Source organism: Roseomonas mucosa ATCC BAA-692 (assembly GCF_000622225.1).
Taxonomy (GTDB): Bacteria; Pseudomonadota; Alphaproteobacteria; order Acetobacterales; family Acetobacteraceae; genus Roseomonas; species Roseomonas mucosa.
In genome coordinates this window covers 211,243-228,715 of record NZ_KK211412.1, presented here as the reverse complement: position 1 = coordinate 228,715, position 17,473 = coordinate 211,243, and the positions used below count along the sequence as shown (strand labels likewise).

Annotated in this window: 18 protein-coding genes, 1 tRNA gene and 1 pseudogene; 6 read left to right on the top strand and 14 right to left on the bottom strand. The window is 70.6% G+C overall.

What is annotated here, in order from left to right; all coding sequences use genetic code 11:
• Window positions 1-31: 31 nt before the first annotated feature.
• A complete protein-coding gene (locus BT98_RS0121295) occupies window positions 32-688 on the bottom strand; it encodes a cytochrome c3 family protein (RefSeq protein ID WP_019459287.1) in 657 nt (218 codons plus the stop codon).
• 432 nt (window positions 689-1,120) lie between these two features.
• Between BT98_RS0121295 and purU the strand changes: the two genes are divergently transcribed.
• On the top strand, window positions 1,121-1,984 hold the full coding sequence (gene purU, locus BT98_RS0121290) for a formyltetrahydrofolate deformylase (protein WP_019459286.1): 864 nt from the start codon (window positions 1,121-1,123) through the stop codon (window positions 1,982-1,984).
• A gap of 123 nt (window positions 1,985-2,107) precedes the next feature.
• Window positions 2,108-2,632, top strand: coding sequence for an META domain-containing protein (locus BT98_RS25580; RefSeq protein WP_019459285.1), 525 nt, complete (start codon window positions 2,108-2,110; stop codon window positions 2,630-2,632).
• 48 nt (window positions 2,633-2,680) lie between these two features.
• Here BT98_RS25580 and dnaJ read toward each other — a convergent pair whose 3' ends face one another.
• The 4 genes and pseudogenes from dnaJ to BT98_RS0121265 all read right to left on the bottom strand — a co-directional run bounded on the left by dnaJ (window position 2,681) and on the right by BT98_RS0121265 (window position 7,398).
• Window positions 2,681-3,847 (bottom strand): molecular chaperone DnaJ, encoded by a 1,167-nt coding sequence (gene dnaJ / locus BT98_RS0121280; RefSeq protein ID WP_019459284.1) that lies wholly within the window; start codon window positions 3,845-3,847, stop codon window positions 2,681-2,683.
• Between the two features lie 197 nt (window positions 3,848-4,044).
• Window positions 4,045-6,018 (bottom strand): annotated as a pseudogene (dnaK, locus tag BT98_RS0121275) (molecular chaperone DnaK); the annotation flags it as partial.
• Window positions 6,019-6,220: 202 nt separating this feature from the next.
• Window positions 6,221-6,640 carry a GNAT family N-acetyltransferase gene (locus BT98_RS25575; protein ID WP_019459282.1) on the bottom strand — a complete coding sequence of 140 codons (420 nt, stop codon included), beginning with the start codon at window positions 6,638-6,640 and terminating at the stop codon, window positions 6,221-6,223.
• Between the two features lie 137 nt (window positions 6,641-6,777).
• On the bottom strand, window positions 6,778-7,398 hold the full coding sequence (locus BT98_RS0121265) for a nucleotide exchange factor GrpE (RefSeq protein ID WP_019459281.1): 621 nt from the start codon (window positions 7,396-7,398) through the stop codon (window positions 6,778-6,780).
• A 139-nt stretch (window positions 7,399-7,537) separates the two neighbouring features.
• Between BT98_RS0121265 and BT98_RS0121260 the strand changes: the two genes are divergently transcribed.
• Window positions 7,538-7,963, top strand: a complete 426-nt coding sequence (locus BT98_RS0121260) for a helix-turn-helix domain-containing protein (protein ID WP_099782188.1) — start codon at window positions 7,538-7,540, stop codon at window positions 7,961-7,963.
• 685 nt (window positions 7,964-8,648) lie between these two features.
• Here the strand turns inward: BT98_RS0121260 and BT98_RS0121255 are convergent.
• The 6 genes from BT98_RS0121255 to BT98_RS0121230 all read right to left on the bottom strand — a co-directional run bounded on the left by BT98_RS0121255 (window position 8,649) and on the right by BT98_RS0121230 (window position 12,794).
• Window positions 8,649-9,479 carry a protein-methionine-sulfoxide reductase heme-binding subunit MsrQ gene (locus BT98_RS0121255; RefSeq protein ID WP_037252038.1) on the bottom strand — a complete coding sequence of 277 codons (831 nt, stop codon included), beginning with the start codon at window positions 9,477-9,479 and terminating at the stop codon, window positions 8,649-8,651.
• A gap of 162 nt (window positions 9,480-9,641) precedes the next feature.
• Window positions 9,642-10,307 carry a hypothetical protein gene (locus BT98_RS0121250; RefSeq protein WP_019459278.1) on the bottom strand — a complete coding sequence of 222 codons (666 nt, stop codon included), beginning with the start codon at window positions 10,305-10,307 and terminating at the stop codon, window positions 9,642-9,644.
• A 228-nt stretch (window positions 10,308-10,535) separates the two neighbouring features.
• Window positions 10,536-10,967, bottom strand: coding sequence for a gamma-butyrobetaine hydroxylase-like domain-containing protein (locus BT98_RS25570; RefSeq protein ID WP_019459277.1), 432 nt, complete (start codon window positions 10,965-10,967; stop codon window positions 10,536-10,538).
• A complete protein-coding gene (locus tag BT98_RS0121240; protein ID WP_019459276.1) occupies window positions 10,964-11,158 on the bottom strand; it encodes a Trm112 family protein in 195 nt (64 codons plus the stop codon). Before BT98_RS0121240 ends, BT98_RS25570 begins: the two co-directional genes overlap by 4 nt.
• 14 nt (window positions 11,159-11,172) lie before the next feature.
• Window positions 11,173-11,841, bottom strand: coding sequence for an LON peptidase substrate-binding domain-containing protein (locus BT98_RS0121235; protein ID WP_019459275.1), 669 nt, complete (start codon window positions 11,839-11,841; stop codon window positions 11,173-11,175).
• Window positions 11,842-11,855: 14 nt separating this feature from the next.
• Complete coding sequence (locus tag BT98_RS0121230) at window positions 11,856-12,794, bottom strand: thioredoxin family protein (RefSeq protein WP_019459274.1); 939 nt, start codon at window positions 12,792-12,794, stop codon at window positions 11,856-11,858.
• A gap of 211 nt (window positions 12,795-13,005) precedes the next feature.
• On the opposite strand from BT98_RS0121230, the gene BT98_RS0121225 reads away from it, so the two are divergent.
• Window positions 13,006-13,080 (top strand) — tRNA-Gly (locus BT98_RS0121225).
• A 55-nt stretch (window positions 13,081-13,135) separates the two neighbouring features.
• Here the strand turns inward: BT98_RS0121225 and BT98_RS27520 are convergent.
• Window positions 13,136-13,363 carry a hypothetical protein gene (locus BT98_RS27520; RefSeq protein ID WP_139341693.1) on the bottom strand — a complete coding sequence of 76 codons (228 nt, stop codon included), beginning with the start codon at window positions 13,361-13,363 and terminating at the stop codon, window positions 13,136-13,138.
• On the opposite strand from BT98_RS27520, the gene BT98_RS0121220 reads away from it, so the two are divergent.
• Window positions 13,362-13,868 (top strand): CinA family protein, encoded by a 507-nt coding sequence (locus BT98_RS0121220; protein WP_026032891.1) that lies wholly within the window; start codon window positions 13,362-13,364, stop codon window positions 13,866-13,868. The genes BT98_RS27520 and BT98_RS0121220 overlap by 2 nt on opposite strands.
• A gap of 123 nt (window positions 13,869-13,991) precedes the next feature.
• Here BT98_RS0121220 and BT98_RS0121215 read toward each other — a convergent pair whose 3' ends face one another.
• Both BT98_RS0121215 and BT98_RS0121210 read right to left on the bottom strand, forming a co-directional pair.
• Window positions 13,992-14,435: a DUF3597 domain-containing protein gene (locus BT98_RS0121215; protein WP_019459272.1), complete on the bottom strand. Its 444-nt coding sequence runs from the start codon at window positions 14,433-14,435 to the stop codon at window positions 13,992-13,994.
• Between the two features lie 207 nt (window positions 14,436-14,642).
• On the bottom strand, window positions 14,643-15,341 hold the full coding sequence (locus BT98_RS0121210; protein ID WP_051004712.1) for an endonuclease III domain-containing protein: 699 nt from the start codon (window positions 15,339-15,341) through the stop codon (window positions 14,643-14,645).
• 175 nt (window positions 15,342-15,516) lie between these two features.
• On the opposite strand from BT98_RS0121210, the gene htpG reads away from it, so the two are divergent.
• Window positions 15,517-17,355, top strand: a complete 1,839-nt coding sequence (gene htpG, locus BT98_RS0121205; protein WP_019459270.1) for a molecular chaperone HtpG — start codon at window positions 15,517-15,519, stop codon at window positions 17,353-17,355.
• The last annotated feature ends 118 nt before the right edge of the window (window positions 17,356-17,473 follow it).

The following is a 17,473-nucleotide window of genomic DNA, read 5'->3' as shown; positions in this document are numbered from 1 at the left end:
CCGCCCTCCGGAATATCGGACGGAGGATCGCTCAGCGGTGGCAGCGGGAGCATTCCGTCAGCCCTTCCGTCTGGATCATGTAATGGCGGATCAGCGCCTCGCCCTGCCGCCGCCGGTCGGCGGGCGGCGTCCAGTCCATGCGGGTGATGGCATCCTCCGGCCGCAGGTTCGGCGCCGGGTCGCGGTGGCAGTCCAGGCACCAGCCCATGGTCAGCGGCGCCACCTGCCGGACCTGTGGCATCCGCCCGATATCGCCATGGCAGGTGGCACAGCCGACGCCGTTGTGCACATGCACGCTGTGGTCGAAGAAGACATAGTCCGGCAGGCGGTGGACGCGCTGCCAGGCGATCGGCACATGCTTCGCGAGGCTTTCGCGCACCGGCGCCAGGATCGCGGCATTGGTCCAGATCTGCGAATGGCAGGTCATGCAGGTCTCGGTCGGCGGTACCCCCGCGAAACGGGATTCCGTGACGGAGGTGTGGCAGTAGCGGCAGTCGAGGCCGAGGCTACCGACATGATGCGCGTGGCTGAACTGCACGGGCTGTTCCACCACCATGTCCTGCCGCGTCACATGCGCGGTGAAAGGCAGCCAGAGCAACAGGCCGAGCCCAGCCAGGATGAACAGAAGGACACCCAGCAGCCCGGCGCGGGCCAGCGTGTCGGCCTGGGGAGAGAAGATCTGCGGCACGGCGCCGGTCAGGAGACGGTGGACGGGCCGTGGCCGGACAGGCGCGCCCGCGCGGGGGATGGCGGGCGTGGGCCCATCGTGAATCGCATCGTGACGTTCGGTGATCCGTTGTTGCGGCGAGGCTGAACCAGCCATCCGCGGATGAGAACGGGCCTGCCCGCCCCGGCCGATCAACAGGATGAGATGACGGGCACGGAAACCGGCCTGCCTCGCGTGGTGGTGATCCGGAACGCACTTCCGCCGTCGCCCGCCAACCCCCTGGCCCGCCGCGGCAGCCTCGGGCTATGAGGGGGCCGGCCCCCGGAAGCTGGCCGGCGGCCCGGTCGCGACAACCGTCAGGAACCGGCGGGAACGCGGCCCCCATGCCGTGGCGCGGACCGGGCCATGCCCGGCGGCACGCCCGCCCGGCCTTCACCAGCCATCGGACGCCACATGACAGCCACGCAATATATCCTGACCCTGTCCTGCCCCAACCGGCCCGGCATCGTGGCGGCGGTGGCCGGCTGCATCTTCGAGCACGGCGGCAACATCCGCGAGGCGCAGCAGTACGACGACACGGAAAGCACCCGCTTCTTCGCGCGCATCACCCTCGACCATCCCGAGGACCGGCTGGACCTGGCGGCGCTGCGGCAGGGCTTCGGCGCCGTGGCGGAACGCTTCGGCATGGCCTGGAGCCTGCGCGACCGGGGCGAGCGGCAGCGCGTCATGCTGCTGGCCTCCCGCTTCGACCACTGCCTCGCTGACATCCTCTACCGCTGGCGCATCGGCGAGCTGCCGATGATCCCGACAGCCATCGTCTCCAACCATCCGCTGGAGACCTATGCGCATCTCGACTTCGCCGGCATCCCCTTCCACCACCTGCCGGTGACGAAGGCGAACAAGCGGGAGCAGGAGGAGCGGATCTGGTCGCTGGTGCAGGAGACCGGCACGGACCTGGTGGTCCTGGCGCGCTACATGCAGATCCTCTCCGACGACCTCGCCGGGAAGCTGGCCGGGCGCTGCATCAACATCCACCATTCCTTCCTGCCGGGCTTCAAGGGCGCGCGCCCCTACCACCAGGCGCATGCGCGCGGCGTGAAGCTCATCGGCGCCACGGCGCACTACGTCACCGCCGATCTCGACGAAGGGCCGATCATCGAGCAGGACGTGGAACGCATCAGCCACAACGACACGCCCGATGACCTGATCCGCCAGGGCCGCGACATCGAGCGCCGCGTCCTGTCCCGCGCCCTGCTCTGGCAGCTCGAAGGACGCATCCTGCTCAACGGCAGCCGCACGGTGGTGTTCCGCGACTGATCCGGCCCCGCATATGGCGTCCCGGCGAGCATGCACTCCATGAGTTGAGCAGCGGCGGGGTTCGCAGGTGGGAATACCGGACTAGGCTCCATCCCCCATCACACGGAGGCCAGAAGAACCTCGATGAAACGATCCCTGCTTCCCGGCCGCGGCGCATTCCTGGCCCTCGCGACGAGTGGCCTGTTCGGCCTCGCCGCCTGCGCCGATCCCTCCGCCCCCCCGCAAACCGCCACGGCCCCCGCGCCCGCGAATGCCGCACCAGCAGCCCAGCCCGTGGCCGCCACGCCGGATCAGCCCCTGGAAGGCGTCGCCTGGCGCCTCACGCAACTGGACGGGAAGCCTGTCTCCCCCGGCCAGAACCAGCGCGCCCCCTTCCTGCAGTTCGACGCGCAGAACAAGCGGGTTTCCGGCTCCGGAGGCTGCAACCGCCTGACCGGCACCTATCTGTCCGGACCGGGCACGCTGCGGATCGGCCCCGTGGCCAGCACCCGCATGGCCTGCCTCGACCGGGACACCGGGGAACGCGAGAACCGCTTCTTCGCCGCGCTGGAGGCGGCCAGGGGCTACCGGATCGCCGGGCGCGTGCTGACCCTGACCGATGGCGGCGGCCAGACCCTGGCGGTGCTGGAGGAAGCGACGCTGCGCTGAGGCGGATGCGGGCGGCGTCCGGATGCTTCCATCCGGACGCGATCCGCCCTAGCGGCCCAGCCCGTCCCAGAACTCCTTCACCTTGGCGAAGAAACCCTCGGATTCCGGCGAGGACCGGTCGCCCTCCCGCGCCTCGGCCTCGAACTGCTCCAGCAGCTCGCGCTGGCGGGGGGACAGGTTCTGCGGCGTCTCGACGCTGACCTGCACGTACATGTCGCCGCGCGCCGCCGAGCGGAGCACGGAGAAGCCCTTGCCGCGCAGGCGGAACTGGTCGCCCGCCTGGGTGCCCTGCGGGATGGTGACGCGGGCGCGGCCGCCATCGATGGTCGGCACCTCCACCGCCCCGCCCAGCGCCGCCTGGGTCATGCGCAGCGGCACGCGGACGAAGATGTTGTTGCCGTCGCGCACGAAGAGCGGGTGCGTACGCACGCCGATATCCACATAAAGATCGCCCGCGGGCGCGCCGCGGAGCCCGGCCTCGCCCTCGCCGGACAGGCGGATGCGCGTGCCGTCCTCGACACCCGCCGGAACGGTGACGTTGAGGGTGCGGTCGCGCTGCACGCGGCCGGCGCCCTGGCAGACCTTGCAGGGGTTCTTCACCGTGCGGCCGGTGCCGCCGCAGGTCGGGCAGGTGCGCTCCACCAGGAAGAAGCCCTGCTGCGCCCGGACCTTGCCCGCGCCATGGCAGGTGGCGCAGGTCTGCACGGAAGCCTTGCCGCCCTCGGCGCCCGAGCCGTCGCAGGCCTCGCAGGCCACGGAGCTGGGCACGCGGATGGTCTTCTTGACCCCGGCGAAGGCTTCCTCGAGGCTGATCTCGATGCTGGTGCGCAGGTCCGACCCACGGCCCGCCGCCGCGCCGCCCCGGCCACGGCCGCCGCCGCCCGCGCCGCCGCCGAAATTGGCGCCGAACATCTGCTCGAAGATGTCCTCGAAGGGCGAGCCGGCGAAGCCGCCGCCGCCAAAGCCCCCGGCCCCGCCGCCACCCCCGCCCTCGAAGGCAGCATGGCCATAGCGGTCATAGGCGGCGCGCTTCTCGCCGTCCTTGAGGACGTCGTAGGCCTCGTTGAGCTCCTTGAACCGCGTCTCGGCGCCCTTGTCGCCCTGGTTGCGGTCCGGATGGTACTTCATGGCGAGCTTGCGATAGGCCTTCTTCAGCTCGTCCTCGCCCGCGTCACGGGCACAACCCAGAATTTCGTAGTAATCGCGCTTTGCCATCGTCGTCCCGTTCGCAGGGCGGGCCTGGTCCGGCGATCCCGATCACCGAACCGGCCAATTTTCCCTGTGGCCTGCTGATCCGCGGCTGCCGCGGGCAGGACACCAGAGGCGCTTCATAGCAAAACGCCCGGCCCGGGGGGCAAAATCCCCACGGGCCGGGCGCCGTGCCCTACAGCGCCGGCAGGCCTCTCAGCCCGTCAGCCCTGGTTCTTCTTGTTGTGGTCCACGTCCTCGAACTCGGCGTCCACCACCTTGCTGCCGTCGCCCGGCTGGCCCCCGGCCGCACCACCGGCGCCCTGCCCCGCGCCCGGCGCGCCCTGGGAGGACGGGCCGGAGGCACCCTGGGCCTCGGACTGGGCGCGGTACATGGCCTCGCCCATCTTCATGGCCGCCGCGGACAGCCGCTCGGTCGCCTGCTTCAGCGTCTCGGCATCGCCGTTCTCGCGGGCCGACTTCGCCGCTTCCAGCGCGCCCTCGACCTCGCCCTTCTCCGCCGCGCCGACCTTGTCGCCGGCCTCGGCCAGCGTCTTCTCGGTCTGGTGGATCAGGGCCTCCAGGTTGTTGCGCGCCTCGACCGCCTCACGCCGCTTCTTGTCCGCCTCGGCATTCGCCTCGGCGTCCTTGACCATGCGCTCGATGTCGTTCTCGCTCAGGCCGGAGCGGGCCTGGATCTTGATGTTCTGCTCCTTGCCGGTGGCCTTGTCCTTGGCGCTCACGGAGACGATGCCGTTCGCGTCGATGTCGAAGGTCACCTCGATCTGCGGCACGCCGCGCGGCGCGGGCGGAATGCCCTGCAGGTCGAAGTTGCCGAGCAGCTTGTTGTCCGCCGCCATCTCGCGCTCGCCCTGGAAGACCTTGATGGTCACCGCCGTCTGGTTGTCGTCGGCGGTGGAGAAGGTCTGGGACTTCTTCGTCGGGATGGTGGTGTTGCGGTCGATCAGCCGGGTGAACACGCCGCCCAGCGTCTCGATGCCCAGGCTCAGCGGGGTCACGTCGAGCAGCAGGACGTCCTTCACCTCGCCCTTCAGCACCGCGCCCTGGATGGCGGCGCCGATGGCGACCACCTCGTCCGGGTTCACGTTGCGGGCGGGCTCCTTGCCGAAGAACTGCTTCACCGTCTCGATGATCTTGGGCATGCGGGTCATGCCGCCGACCAGGATCACCTCGTCGATCTCGTTCGCGGCGAGGCCCGCATCCTTCAGCGCGTTGCGGCAGGGCTCCAGCGTCCGCTGCACCAGGTCATCGACCAGCGCCTCCAGCTTCGCGCGCGTCAGCTGCAGCACGAGGTGCTTCGGGCCGGTCGCGTCGGCGGTGATGAAGGGCAGGTTGATCTCGGTCTGCTTGGCCGAGGACAGCTCGATCTTCGCCTTCTCGGCGGCCTCCTTGAGGCGCTGCAGGGCGAGCTTGTCGCCGCGCAGGTCGATGCCGTTCTCCTTCTTGAACTCGTCGGCCAGGTAGTCGATCACCCGCTGGTCGAAGTCCTCGCCGCCCAGGAAGGTGTCGCCATTGGTGGACTTCACCTCGAAGACGCCGTCGCCGATCTCCAGCACGGAAACGTCGAAGGTGCCGCCGCCGAGGTCATAGACCACGATCGTGCCGGAGTTCTTCTTGTCGAGCCCATAGGCCAGCGCGGCGGCCGTCGGCTCGTTGATGATGCGCAGCACCTCGAGGCCCGCGATGCGGCCGGCCTCCTTGGTGGCCTGGCGCTGGGCGTCGTTGAAATAGGCCGGGACGGTGATCACGGCCTGGGAGACGGGCTCGCCGAGGTAGTTCTCGGCCGTCTCCTTCATCTTGCCCAGGACGTAGGCGCTGATCTGCTGCGGCGCCATCTTGTCGCCGCGCGCCTCCACCCAGGCGTCGCCGTTGTCGGCGCGCACGATGTGGAAGGGGGCGAGGCTCTTCTCCTTCTGCACCATGGCGTCGTCGAAGCGACGGCCGATCAGGCGCTTCACGGCATAGAGCGTGTCGGTGGGGTTGGTCACCGCCTGGCGCTTCGCGGCCTGGCCGACCAGGCGCTCGCCATTCTTGGTGAAGGCGACCATGGAGGGCGTCGTGCGCGCGCCCTCGGCATTCTCCAGCACCCGGGCCTCGCCGCTTTCCATGATGGCGACGCAGGAATTCGTGGTGCCGAGATCGATGCCGATAACTTTGCTCATCCGTCTCTCCTCTGCGGCGGATCGGGACGGCCCTGCTCAGGCGCCGTGCCGGTCCCCATTTGCTCGGATGTGGGGAATTGGTTCGGACCGGGACCGGTCCGCGACCAAGGATGTATTGTTCCAGGGCTTTGGCAACAAGAGGGCAACACCCGCAAAGCGGCCCCTCCTTGCGCGCTTCCCGCGAGTCAGACCCCCGGATTCCGCCGGAAACCGCCGGTCAGGGCCGGGATGGCCCGAAAGGCGGTCCAGGAGGCGGCGCTCCGGCAGACGGCGGGGCGGCCGGGCCGGGGCCTGCTCCGCGGAACAGGTAGAGGACGCGCTTGCCGTTCCGCGGGTCCCGCGCCTCGCCCACCGGGCGGAAGCCCAGCCTCGCATGGAAGGCGAGGCTGCCGGGGTTGGGCGGGTCCAGGTTGACCTCGCAGCCCACGCCGCAGCGCCCGGCGGCCAGGAGGCCCGCCGCCAGATCCTCGTAAAGGCGGCGGGCGATCCCCTGCCCGCGGGCCGCGGCGGCGACGGCCACGCGGTCCACATAGACCGCACCCGGACGATGGCGGTGGACCCAGCCATGGTTCGGCCCGCGCAGCGGCAGGCCAGCGAAGGCGAGCAGGAAACCCAGGGGCCTGCCCGCCTCCCCCACCGCGACGCGGGCGCGGAAGGCGCCACGCGCCAGATCCGCGAATCCCGTCTCCCCGACCGCGTTCAGCTCCGCCGCATGGGCGTCGTTCAGCCTGGCCAGGGCGGGGATGTCGGCGGCCCGGATGTCGCGGCGGCGGATCAGGCCGGCTTGCCCGCGACCACCACCATGGCGGGGCGCAACAGGCGGCCGTTCAGCGTCCAGGCCGGGGTCCAGGCCTGGATCACCGTGCCCGGCTCCACGCCCGGCGGGGCCGGCTGCTCGGCCATGGCCTGGTGCAGCGCCGGGTCGAAGGGCCGGCCGGCCGCCTCCACCCGCTGCACGCCATGGCGCTCCAGCATGGAAAGGAAGGAGCGCTCCACCCCCTCGAAGCCGCCGCGCAGCTTGCCCAGCAGCTCGGGCTCGCCCGGCTCGGGCTGCGGCAGGGCATCGAGGCCCCGGCGCAGGTTGTCCGCCGCCTCGGCCACGTCGGTGGCGAATTTCTGGATGGCGTAGTTGCGGGCGTCCTCCACCTCCTTGCGCTGGCGGTTGCGGGCGTTCTGGGCCTCGGCCTCCGCCCGCATCCACTTGTCGCGCAGGGCGGCGAGCTCCTCCTCCAGCGCCGCGACGCGCTCCGATTCGGGCTGCGGCGGCAAGGCTTCCGCGGCCTCCCCCGCCTCCGGGGCCGGTGTCTCGTGGACGGGAATGGCGATGTCGTCCTCGGGGTGGGCCTGGCCTTGCCGCTCAGCCTCGGAAGGGTGCTTCCAGTTCGAATTGCTCATGAAAAATCCAGGTCGTCCGTGTGGGGCACCGGTCCATGCGGGACCGGAAACATGTCCTGTCCCACCTAGGGTCCGGAAGCCTTCGCGGCAAGGCGCGGGCTTGGCGGAGCGGGGCAGCGGGCTCATCTTCCCGGTCCACATGACCGAGCCCTCTCCCGAGATTTCCCCGATGGCCGAGCGGATCGAGGCACGGCTGGAACGCCTGGACCTCGACCCCGCCAGCGCTACGAAGAAGGCGGGACTGCCACCCGGGAGCATCGAGCGCATCCTGACGGGACAGGCGCCCAGCCCGCGCGGCACGCCGCTGCGCAAGCTGGCGGAGGTGCTGGAATGCTCGGTCTCCTACCTCGTGGGGCTGGACCCGGACGCCCCGCCCCCGCCCGAGCTGCTGGCGGAGGAACAGGGGGATTTCGGCCTGCTGTCCGGCGACCAGGAAGCCCTGCTGCGGGCCTATGGCCGGCTGGACATGGCCTCCAAGCAGGCCCTGCTGCATGTCGCCCGGAAAATGGCCGGACCGGAGCCGGAACCGGAGGCGAAGCCGGCCAGGAGCCGGCGCAAGGCCTGATACGAACGGCGGCCCTTCCCTTCACCCATGGGCTCCGGCGTGGTTTCGTCTGGCCACCCCCGGGGGAGAGGCCCTGCCTCTCGCCCCGGCCCCCTCTCCGCCAGGACCCTGCGGGCCCTGGACCCGATGAGTTGGTGCTTCCGGCAAAGGCCGGTGCCGGGGGCCGGTCCCGCAGGGCTGGTGCACGCGGCAGTGCCGGCAGCGGAAGAAAACACCCTTTCCCATGCTGGTGGCGCCGACAGCCCGTCGGAAAGCCATGCCCTCCGGCGCGATCCGGCCACAGCCAAGGCCGGAGAACGGAAAGTCCAGTGTCAAACATGTGCGTTTGACCAGGTTCCTGGCGAAGGCAGAGCCCTCCCCTCGGGCCAAGAGTACCCTCGCCGGCCTCACCGCCACCCGGACAGGTCACGGCCACCGCAAACGTTCCTTGCTTCCCTGCCCGCCCGGCGATATAGGAATATAATCAACGCCACCCCTTTGCAGCGTCGTCTGCCCCTGTGGCGGTCACTTGGCCAACCCTACCCGCCACCCAGGACAAAGCCCTGCACCTGCCAAGCCGCATAAAGGACTAAAAACCTAAAACACTAAAATCCTAAAGCGTCACAGCCGGTGACGATAACCTCCGGGGCACGGGGGCATGGCAAAGACCCACCCCCTGACCCGCGGATACGAAGCGCGGCGGCCGTCACGCCGGACGAAGGCGCCGGACGAGACGGACCAGGAAGGGCAGGAAGGCGAGCGCCAGGGCCACCAGGGCCACCCACTGGGCGGGGCGCAGGCCATAGCCGAGGGCCAGGTTGGCCCGCAGCACCAGCGCGGCGGGGACGCGGGTAGCCAGGGCGTACCAGCCGTATTCGATGACGGCGGTGCCGAGGGTGGCGAGGGGCACGAGGGCAAGCAGGGGCAGGAAGCCGGTCCGCCGCGTGGCCGGAAGCAGGCGCCAGAGGATGAGCCAGAGCAGGAAGCCTGCCATGAGCACGGCCTCGGAGACATCGACCTTCGACTGCATGAAGAAGTGCAGCGCGCCCAGGCCGGCGATCGGGAAGACCAGCCGGTGCAGGCGCTTCCAGTTGCGGCCCATGCGGCGGACCGCGGCGTCGGTGGAGGTCCAACCCAGGACGCAGAGGCCGAGCACCGCCGCGAAACCGATGGTGAGGTAGGTGCGCTTCAGGATCTCGCCGGCGACGTGGAGCAGGTCGAAGCGCTGGTCGATCACGTAGAGCATCAGGTGCGCCAGGGCATAGGCCAGGGCGGCGAGGCCCAGCATCCGCCGCAGCACCACGACACGGGGCCATTCCGCCAGGTAGCGCAGAGGCGTGACGGCGAGCGAGATCAGCAGGAAGCGGATGGCCCAGAGGCCGGTCTGGTGCGTCGCCTCCATATAGGGCTCGGCGCCGAGCGTGCCCGTGCTCCAGCGCAGCCCGGCGATCAGGCCGGGCAGCAGCGTGGCCAGGAAGACGGCGGTCTTGAAGGGCGAGACGCGGCCGCCCCGGTCCAGCCAGGGCCAGGGAGCCACGGAAGAAACGGCCCGGGAGGAACCCCGGGAAGCCGGGCGGCCCGCCTCGGCGGGGGCGCCTTCCGGGCGGGTGCCCCCCGGGCGCGGGCGGCGCGGGCGGGTGGCCCCCGCGGGAAGGTCGGGCGGAGGGCCCGGGGAAAGGTCGGAGGACATGCCGCGGCCTCAGTTGGACGGGGAAACGCCGTCCTTGGCGACCGTGACGCGGGTTGCGGTAAGGCGGCCCTCGGCGTCGCGGGTGGCGCCGAACATCACCGCGGCGCCGGGCTTCAGGTCCTCGCGCGTGGCGGGGACAGGGGTGACGACCGGCGTGCCGGGCGGCACATGGATGCGCAGCGTCTGGCCCTTGTAGGCCATGGTGAGTTCGCGGCCGGAGGTGGCGGAGACGGCGGCATCGACCGTCGCATTGGTCATGCTGGTGCCCGGCAGGTCCCAGGGATAATGCCCCTCGCCGACGCCGCGCATCGCCTCGGGAAAGACCTGGACGGCGCGAGCCTCCAGAGTCGCGCCCTCGCCCGGCACGCCGACGATGCCGAGATAGTCGCCAGGCTTGATGCTGGAAAGCTCCACCGGCCTGGGCGAGACGACGGTCAGGTTGCCGGCGAGGGTCACGGGCAGCGTGTCGCCGTCGCGGCTCTTCACCACCATCGAGGCACCCTCGACCGAGACGATGCTGCCCCGGATGCGGACGGGCGCGGCCTGCGGGGCGGTGCCCGGCTGAGCCAACCCAGGGGCCACCCCTTGCGCCAGGGCCGACACCGGCCATGCCTGCGGCAGGACGGCCAGGGATGCGGCCAGGACCGCGGGCAGGATGCGGGAAGAATCGGGCATCGGCGTTCGGAAGCTCCAACGGCGGCACGCCGTGCAGGCCGGAACGCCGCTGAACAGCTCGCCCGCACGGCGTGCCGCCGGGGGCTGCGCGGGACATCTGCGGGGATCAGGCACGCGGCGCGGACCGGGGTTAGGTGTGGGAGCCCCACGGGGATGCAAGGGCCGGCCCCGGGCCTGTCGGATAATTCACGCCGCTCCCCGGCGCCCCCCCCTTGCCGCGGCGGGCCGCTAGCCGCAGCCGCAGCCGCCGGGCTTGCGGGCGCCCGCCGCCCCGGCATGGTCCGGCCGGGTGGAGGGATCGCGCGACAGCCCCTTGGCCGCCAGCTCGGCTTCGTAGGCCGGCCACCAGCCTTCCTGCTCCTCCCCCAGCCGGCGCAGCACCGTCCAGCTGTAGATGCCGGTGTCGTGCAGGTCGTCGAAGACGATCCGGACCGCGTAATGGCCGACCGGCTCCAGCGCCATGATGCCGACATGGCGGCGGCCCGAGACCAGCTTCTTCTGGCCCGGACCGTGGCCCTGCACCTCGGCGGAGGGGCTTTCCGCCCGCAGGTACTCGGCCGGCAGGCTGTGGCGCACCCCATCCGGCCAGGCGACCTCCAGCCGCTTCTCCGCCCGGCGGAGGCGTAGCTCCGTCGGGACCAGGGGCGCGGCGATGCTCACCCGTCGAGCCGGCGCGCCTCGTCCGGCAGCATGATCGGAATGCCGTCGCGGATCGGATAGGCCAGCCCGGCCTTGTCGCTGATCAGTTCGCCGCGCTCGCGGTCATAGCGCAGCGGTCCCTTGGTCACGGGGCAGACCAGGATCTCCAGCAGGCGGGGATCGACCGGGGCGGATGTCTTGGTGTCGTTCATCGTCTCGTTCTCGTTCAGCTCGGCCTGCCGGACGGTGAGGCGTCCGGCCCGCCGAGGGCATCCATCTGCAACAGGGTCACCAGCGTCCTCGCCCGGTCTTCCGGAGTCGGGGCCTCCAGCAGCGCCTGCTTCTCGCGCGGATCGAAGGGACAGACCATGGCCAGCGTGGTGACCAGCATCGGGTCCGGCAGCTTCTCGATCGCTTCCCAGTTCGCCTCGATCCGCCGCGCCCGGAAATAGGGGTGCAGCGCCGACATCAGCGCCGCGCGGTCGAGCAGGGGCTCCGCGCCGCCGGTCTCCAGATCGGCAAGCCAGGGGCGGTAGTCCGCCCGGACCCGCCGGTAGCCCCCCGGATGCAGGGGCAGCTCCTGGCGCACCTGGAAGCGGAGCAGGCCGGTCAGGGTGATCAGCAGCCGCCCGTCCTCCGTCTCGGAGAAGGAGGAGACGCGGCCCAGGCAGCCCGTGCCGTAGAGACCGGGCGGGGTGACCCCCGGCGCGCTGGGATCGGGCTGGATCATGCCGAAGAACCGCCCCCGGCCCAGGCTGTCCTGCACCATGGCGAGGTAGCGGGGCTCGAAGATGTTCAGCGGCAGCCGGCCTTGCGGCAGCAGCAGCGCGCCCGTGAGCGGAAAGACCGCGATCTCTTCCGGCAGGCTTTCGGGCCCGGGATGGAAGGCGGGCACGGGCGCGCCACCGTTCAGCTGAACAGCAGGGTCGAGAGCTTGCGCCGCGCCGCGACCGAGGCCGGGTCGGCGAAGCCCCAGGCTTCCAGGAACTTCAGCAGCTGCTTGCGCGCCGCCTGCTCGTTCCATTCGCGGTCGCGCCGGATCGAATCGATCAGCGCATCCACGGCGGCGGCCTTCTCCCCGGCGGCGTTCAGCGCCACGGCAAGATCGATCCGGGCGGCGTGGTCGTCCGGATCGGCGGCCACGCGCTGCTCGAACTCCGCCAGCCGGGCGCGGGCCTCGCGGCCCTGCTTCGCGAGTTCCAGCGCCGAGCGGACCGAGGCGATCTCGGCATGGTTGGCGATCTTGGCCGGGATCTGGTCGAGCACGGCCTCTGCCTGGTCTTCCTCGCCCAGGGCCATGAGGGCGCGCACCAGCCCGGCATAGGCTTCCGCATTCTCGGGCTCCGCCTGGATCAGCTCGCCGAAGAGCTGCAGGGCGCCGGCGTGGTCGCCCTCCTCGGCGGCGGCCTTGGCCTCGCCCAGCAGGTCGGCCGTGGGCATCTGCCCGCCGGCCAGCTTCAGCAGCGCCTCGACGAAGCGCTTGACCTCGCTTTCCGGCAGGGCGCCCTGGAAGAGATCGGCGATCTGCCCCTTCCAGAAGGCCACGACCGTCGGCACCGACTGCAGCGGCAGGCCCATCTGGGCAAGCTGCCGCACCAGCGCCTGATTCTTGTCGATGTCGATCTTGACCAGCTTCACCCGGCCGCCGGCGGCGCGGGTGACCTTCTCCAGCGTCGGCGTGAGCTGCTTGCACGGACCGCACCAGGTCGCCCAGAAATCCACCAGGATAGGCGTCTGGCGCGAAGCCTCGACCACATCCTGCATGAAGCTGTTCTGGTCGCTGTCGCGGATGATGTCGGCGTCGCCGCCGCCCGCGGCGGGGCGATTCGGGTCCAGGATAGTGTCCATGTGGGTGGGTTCCCCAACTTCGTTTGCGCTCATAGATGCGCCTGTGGAGCCCGGACGCAATGGCCCAGGGCATAGATCGCCCCTCCGCCTGGGGTTCTGGTGGCCTGGAAGGGCGGGAAGGAACGGCTGGATGGCAGCCCTGCGAAAAACTGGGGCGGGGACCCTTGTCAGCCTGTCACCGGCATGTCAAAAGCCCGGCCACAGACGGAGCGCGGGCGTAGCTCAGGGGTAGAGCACAACCTTGCCAAGGTTGGGGTCGAGGGTTCGAATCCCTTCGCCCGCTCCAGTCTTCCTTCCGAAAGACATTCCTCGCGTTGGCTCAAGCCGCGCGAACGCGCTGGTCAGCCGATGATGCCGTGTATTCCGGCGCATCCGTCAAGGAAGCGTTCGTGATGTTTCCGCCCGGCCCCTTCCGAAACCCAGCCCGGGCCGACCTGCCCTTCCCGAAAATCCATGGGGTTTCCCCTGGCCACCAGGAATTCGGGGAGAATGCCGGTCCCCTCTGCTTTGAAGAAAACTGGCGGAAGCTCCGCATCGGCTTCACCCTGCTCCGGCCGGAGGTGAAGCATGGAAGACCTATTACCCAGAGCCACGCGGCTCGGCGAGTTGCTCAAGCGCCGTGCGGAAACCGTCGCCGTAACCGAATCCTCCGCCGGCGGGCTGGTGTCGGCGGCCCTGCTCGCCATCCCGGGCGCCAGCGCCTACTTCATGGGCGGCGCCGTGGTGTACACGCAGCGGGCCCGCAGCACTCTTCTCGCCATCACGGAGAAGAAGATGGCGGGCCTTCGCCCGGCCACCGAACCCTATGCCATGCTGCTAGCCAGCAGCGTCCAGAAGCGTTTCGCCACGCATTGGGGCATTGCCGAGACCGGTGCGGCTGGCCCGGGCGGCAACCGCTATGGCGATCCCGCCGGCCATGCCTGCCTCGCGGTCGCCGGCCCGATGGCTTTGACGCGGCGATTGGAAACCGGGATCCAGGACCGCCCGGCCAATATGCGGACCTTTGCCGCCGCCCTGCTGGACCTTCTCATCGAAACCATGGAAAGCGGAGCCGGGACGGCACCGCAATCCTGATCGCGCCGGGACACGGCCAGCAGGGCTGCCGTCCCGTTCTGGACAGAGGAGCGGCCTCAGGCCGAAAGGGAACTCCCGGGCTACGAAGGGAGGAAGGCCTGCGCCCCTCCCTTCGCGCAACCCTCAGTGCTTCAGGCTGTCGGGCACCTTGCCGCCATTCTGGGCGAGCTGCTGCCACACCGCCTTCGACAGGGCGATGTTCTGCTCGGCACTGCCATCCGCTCCGGCATGCACGTTGAGCTCGCTCGCGAGCTGCTTGCGCGCATCCAGGCTGGAATCGAGATCCAGCATCTTCAGCAGGTCGACAATCGACGTCCGCCAGTTGCCGCCGCCGCCTTTCTGCGCGGCGATCCCCTCCAGCACGGATTCGACATCCACTTCCTGACCCGAGGACTGGGCCGACCCGGCGCCCGCCGGAGCCGCACCCGCCGGAGCCACGCCTGCCGGCGCCGCCGCAGCAGGGGCGGCGCCCGCATCCGGCGCCTGGTCGGAACCTGCCGGCGTGGCAGCCTGCGCCGCACCGGCGGGGTGGAAGATCTTGTTCAGGATCGAGCTGAAGATGCTCATCTTGCTTCCTTTCAAGAAGATGGACGGGGAACGGACAGACCCGTCAGGAGTTCCGGCGCCTGTTGGGCGAAACGCGCGCCCGCTCCGGCCGGATGGCTGCGACGGGTAACGCGGGATGTCCGGCCGTGTTGCCACGGCAACCGAAGAAGGAGCGCGCCACGATGCCCCTGGAGGCCACCCTGCCGGGAGCTTCCTGCGGCGCAGCCATCAGCGATGGGTCGTCACCCCGACCTGCCGGCACATGCTCAGCAGCAGGCAGGACGAACAGCGGGGCCGCTCGCCCGTGCAGACATGCTTGCCGAAGGGGACGAGGCGCTCGTTGATCTCCACCCAGTAGCGGCGCGGCAGGATCGCCACCAGGGCGGCCTGGGTCCGGTCCGGCGTGCCGGTCGCGACGATGCCCCAGCGGTTGGTCACGCGATGGACATGGATGTCCACGGCGATATGCGCCTGGCCCAGCGCCACGCCGAGCGCGAGGGAGGCGATCTTCGGCCCGACGCCGCGGAAGGCCATCAGCCCCTCGACCGTGTCGGGGACGATGCCGCCGAACTCCCCGGCGATCCGCCGCGACAGGGCGATCAGGTCGCGTGCCTTCGGTTCGGGAAAGGTGGCGCCATGCAGGAGGCGCACGAGCTCCGCCTCCTCCAGCGCCGCCATCGCCTCCGGGGTGCGCGCCGCGGCGAAGAGTCGGAGGCAGACCGGAATCGTGGTCTCGTCGCGGGTGCGGGCGGAGATGAGGCTCGCCACCAGCTGCTCGAACAGGCTGCCATAGCCCCGGTCCCGCAGCTCGAACATCGCCGCCTTCGGCACCTCGGCGACGGCCCGCCGCAGCCGCCGGAACGCTTCGTCGAAATCGAAGGGTTCCCTGGGCGCGGCTTCCGCCACGATCTCGGCTGTGTGGGGCATGCCGCAGAAACGCCGCCCGGCCACGCGGGTTCAGCGCGCGGCGTGCCGCATGCACATCCCGCCGGTCCGGGCCATGGCCGGCGGCCGGGAAATCCCCGGATGCAACCCGTTGAAACGATCCGGCATTCCCCGCATATCGCGCGCCAGCTTGAACCCCTGACCGAGAGGACTGACGGTGAGCGAAACGCTGGAGCGGCACGAATTCGGCACCGAGGTGGGGCGCCTTCTCGACCTCGTGGTGCACGCGCTCTATTCCGACCGCGAGATCTTCCTGCGCGAGCTGGTGGCCAATGCCGCCGATGCCGTGGACCGGCGCCGCTTCGAGGCGCTGACCGACAGCACGCTGGGCCTGCCGGCCGAGGCCAGGGTCCGGATCGTGCCGGACAAGGCGGCGCGGACGCTGACCATCTCCGACCCGGGCATCGGCATGTCGAAGGCCGAGCTGGCGCAGCATCTGGGCACCATCGCCCGCTCGGGCACGCTGGCCTTCACCCGCTCGCTGGCCCAGGCGCAGGCCACGGAGAAGCCCAGCCTGATCGGCCAGTTCGGCGTCGGCTTCTACTCGGCCTTCATGGTGGCGGAGCGGGTCGAGGTCACCTCCCGCCGCGCCGGCGGTGAGGAGGCCTGGTGCTGGGCCTCGGAGGGGCAGGGCAGCTACACGCTGGCCCCCGCCAGCCGGGCGGAACCCGGCACCGACATCGTCCTGCACATGAAGGCGGATGCGGAGGAGTTCCTGGAGCCCTTCCGGCTGCAGGCGGTCATCCGCAAATGGGCCGACCACATCACCATCCCCATCACCGTGGCGCAGGACGGCAAGGACGAGCCGGCCAACGAGGGCACCGCGCTCTGGCGCAAGCCGAAATCCGAGGTGACGGAGGAGCAGTACACCGAGTTCTACCGCCATGTCGCCCATGCCTTCGACCAGCCCTGGGCCACGCTGCACTGGCGCGCGGAAGGGACGCTGGACTACAGCGCCCTGCTCTTCATCCCGGGCATGAAGCCCTTCCAGGCGGTGGAGGGCGAGCGGGAAAGCCGGCTGCGGCTGCATGTCCGGCGCATGTTCATCACCGATGAGGCCGGGCTGCTGCCGCCCTGGCTGCGCTTCGTGGAAGGCGTGGTGGACACCGAGGACCTGCCGCTGAATGTCAGCCGCGAGATGCTGCAGTCCACCCCCGTCCTGGCGCGCATCCGCAAGGCGGTGACGAACCGCGTCCTGTCGGACCTGAAGTCCCGCGCCAAGGATGAGGCGGACTACGCGAAGTTCTGGGAGAATTTCGGCCCGGTCCTGAAGGAAGGCGCCTGGGAGGATGCCGAACACCGCAAGGAGGTCGCGACCCTGCTGCGCTTCCGCTCCTCCGCCGTGGAGGGCTGGACCTCGCTCGCCGACTATGTCGCGCGGATGAAGGAGGGGCAGGAGGCGATCCACTTCCTGCTCGGCGACGACCCGGCCGCCCTGGCGCACTCGCCGCAACTGGAGGGCTTCCGCGCCAAGGGGGTGGAGGTGCTGCTGCTGTCCGACGGCATCGATGCCTTCTGGCCGGAGCGCCTCGCGGAGTTCGAGGGCAAGCCGATCCGCAGCGTCACCCAGGGCATGGTGGACCTGTCGAAGATCGCGGGCGCCCCCGAGGCTGGCGAGGCGTCGGGCGAGGCCGCCGATGTCGCCGAGCTGCTCGCCCGGCTGAAGGAGGCGCTGAAGGACGAGGTCGGCGAGGTGCGCGCGACGGACCGGCTGGTGGAAAGCGCGGTGGTCCTGGCCGCCCCGCAATACGGCCCCGACCTGCAGATGCAGCGCATGCTGCGCCGCGCCGGGCGGGGCAGCGGCGCCGGCCTACCGGTGCTGGAGATCAACCCGCGCCACCCGCTGATCCGCAGGCTGGCCGAGGGCGTGGCGACGGACACGGCGCTGGCGGAAAAGGCGGGCCTGCTGCTCGACCTCGCCCGGGTGCAGGATGGCGACACGCCGCGCGACCCGGCGGGCTTCGCCCGGCGCGTCGCCGCCGCGCTCGCCTTCTGAAAGCCGCCCGGCCCGCCTCCCGGCGGGCCGGGCGCGTGGGGCACCCCGCCGGCGGACCTGGCCTATCCCGGCAGTTGCACAGCATGCCGGTGCAGCTTGGTCAGATGACCCGCCCTTC

What these genes read in the sequence shown, in the direction of transcription:
- BT98_RS0121240 (WP_019459276.1), bottom strand. Translation starts at nt 11,158, where the DNA reads ATGAACGACACCAAGACATCCGCCCCGGTCGATCCCCGCCTGCTGGAG.
- BT98_RS0121250 (WP_019459278.1), bottom strand. Translation starts at nt 10,307, where the DNA reads ATGCCCGATTCTTCCCGCATCCTGCCCGCGGTCCTGGCCGCATCCCTG.
- purU (WP_019459286.1), top strand. Translation starts at nt 1,121, where the DNA reads ATGACAGCCACGCAATATATCCTGACCCTGTCCTGCCCCAACCGGCCC.
- BT98_RS27520 (WP_139341693.1), bottom strand. Translation starts at nt 13,363, where the DNA reads ATGCTTCACCTCCGGCCGGAGCAGGGTGAAGCCGATGCGGAGCTTCCG.
- BT98_RS0121265 (WP_019459281.1), bottom strand. Translation starts at nt 7,398, where the DNA reads ATGAGCAATTCGAACTGGAAGCACCCTTCCGAGGCTGAGCGGCAAGGC.
- BT98_RS0121215 (WP_019459272.1), bottom strand. Translation starts at nt 14,435, where the DNA reads ATGAGCATCTTCAGCTCGATCCTGAACAAGATCTTCCACCCCGCCGGT.
- dnaJ (WP_019459284.1), bottom strand. Translation starts at nt 3,847, where the DNA reads ATGGCAAAGCGCGATTACTACGAAATTCTGGGTTGTGCCCGTGACGCG.
- BT98_RS0121220 (WP_026032891.1), top strand. Translation starts at nt 13,362, where the DNA reads ATGGAAGACCTATTACCCAGAGCCACGCGGCTCGGCGAGTTGCTCAAG.
- BT98_RS0121260 (WP_099782188.1), top strand. Translation starts at nt 7,538, where the DNA reads ATGACCGAGCCCTCTCCCGAGATTTCCCCGATGGCCGAGCGGATCGAG.
- BT98_RS0121210 (WP_051004712.1), bottom strand. Translation starts at nt 15,341, where the DNA reads ATGCCCCACACAGCCGAGATCGTGGCGGAAGCCGCGCCCAGGGAACCC.
- BT98_RS0121230 (WP_019459274.1), bottom strand. Translation starts at nt 12,794, where the DNA reads ATGGACACTATCCTGGACCCGAATCGCCCCGCCGCGGGCGGCGGCGAC.
- BT98_RS25580 (WP_019459285.1), top strand. Translation starts at nt 2,108, where the DNA reads ATGAAACGATCCCTGCTTCCCGGCCGCGGCGCATTCCTGGCCCTCGCG.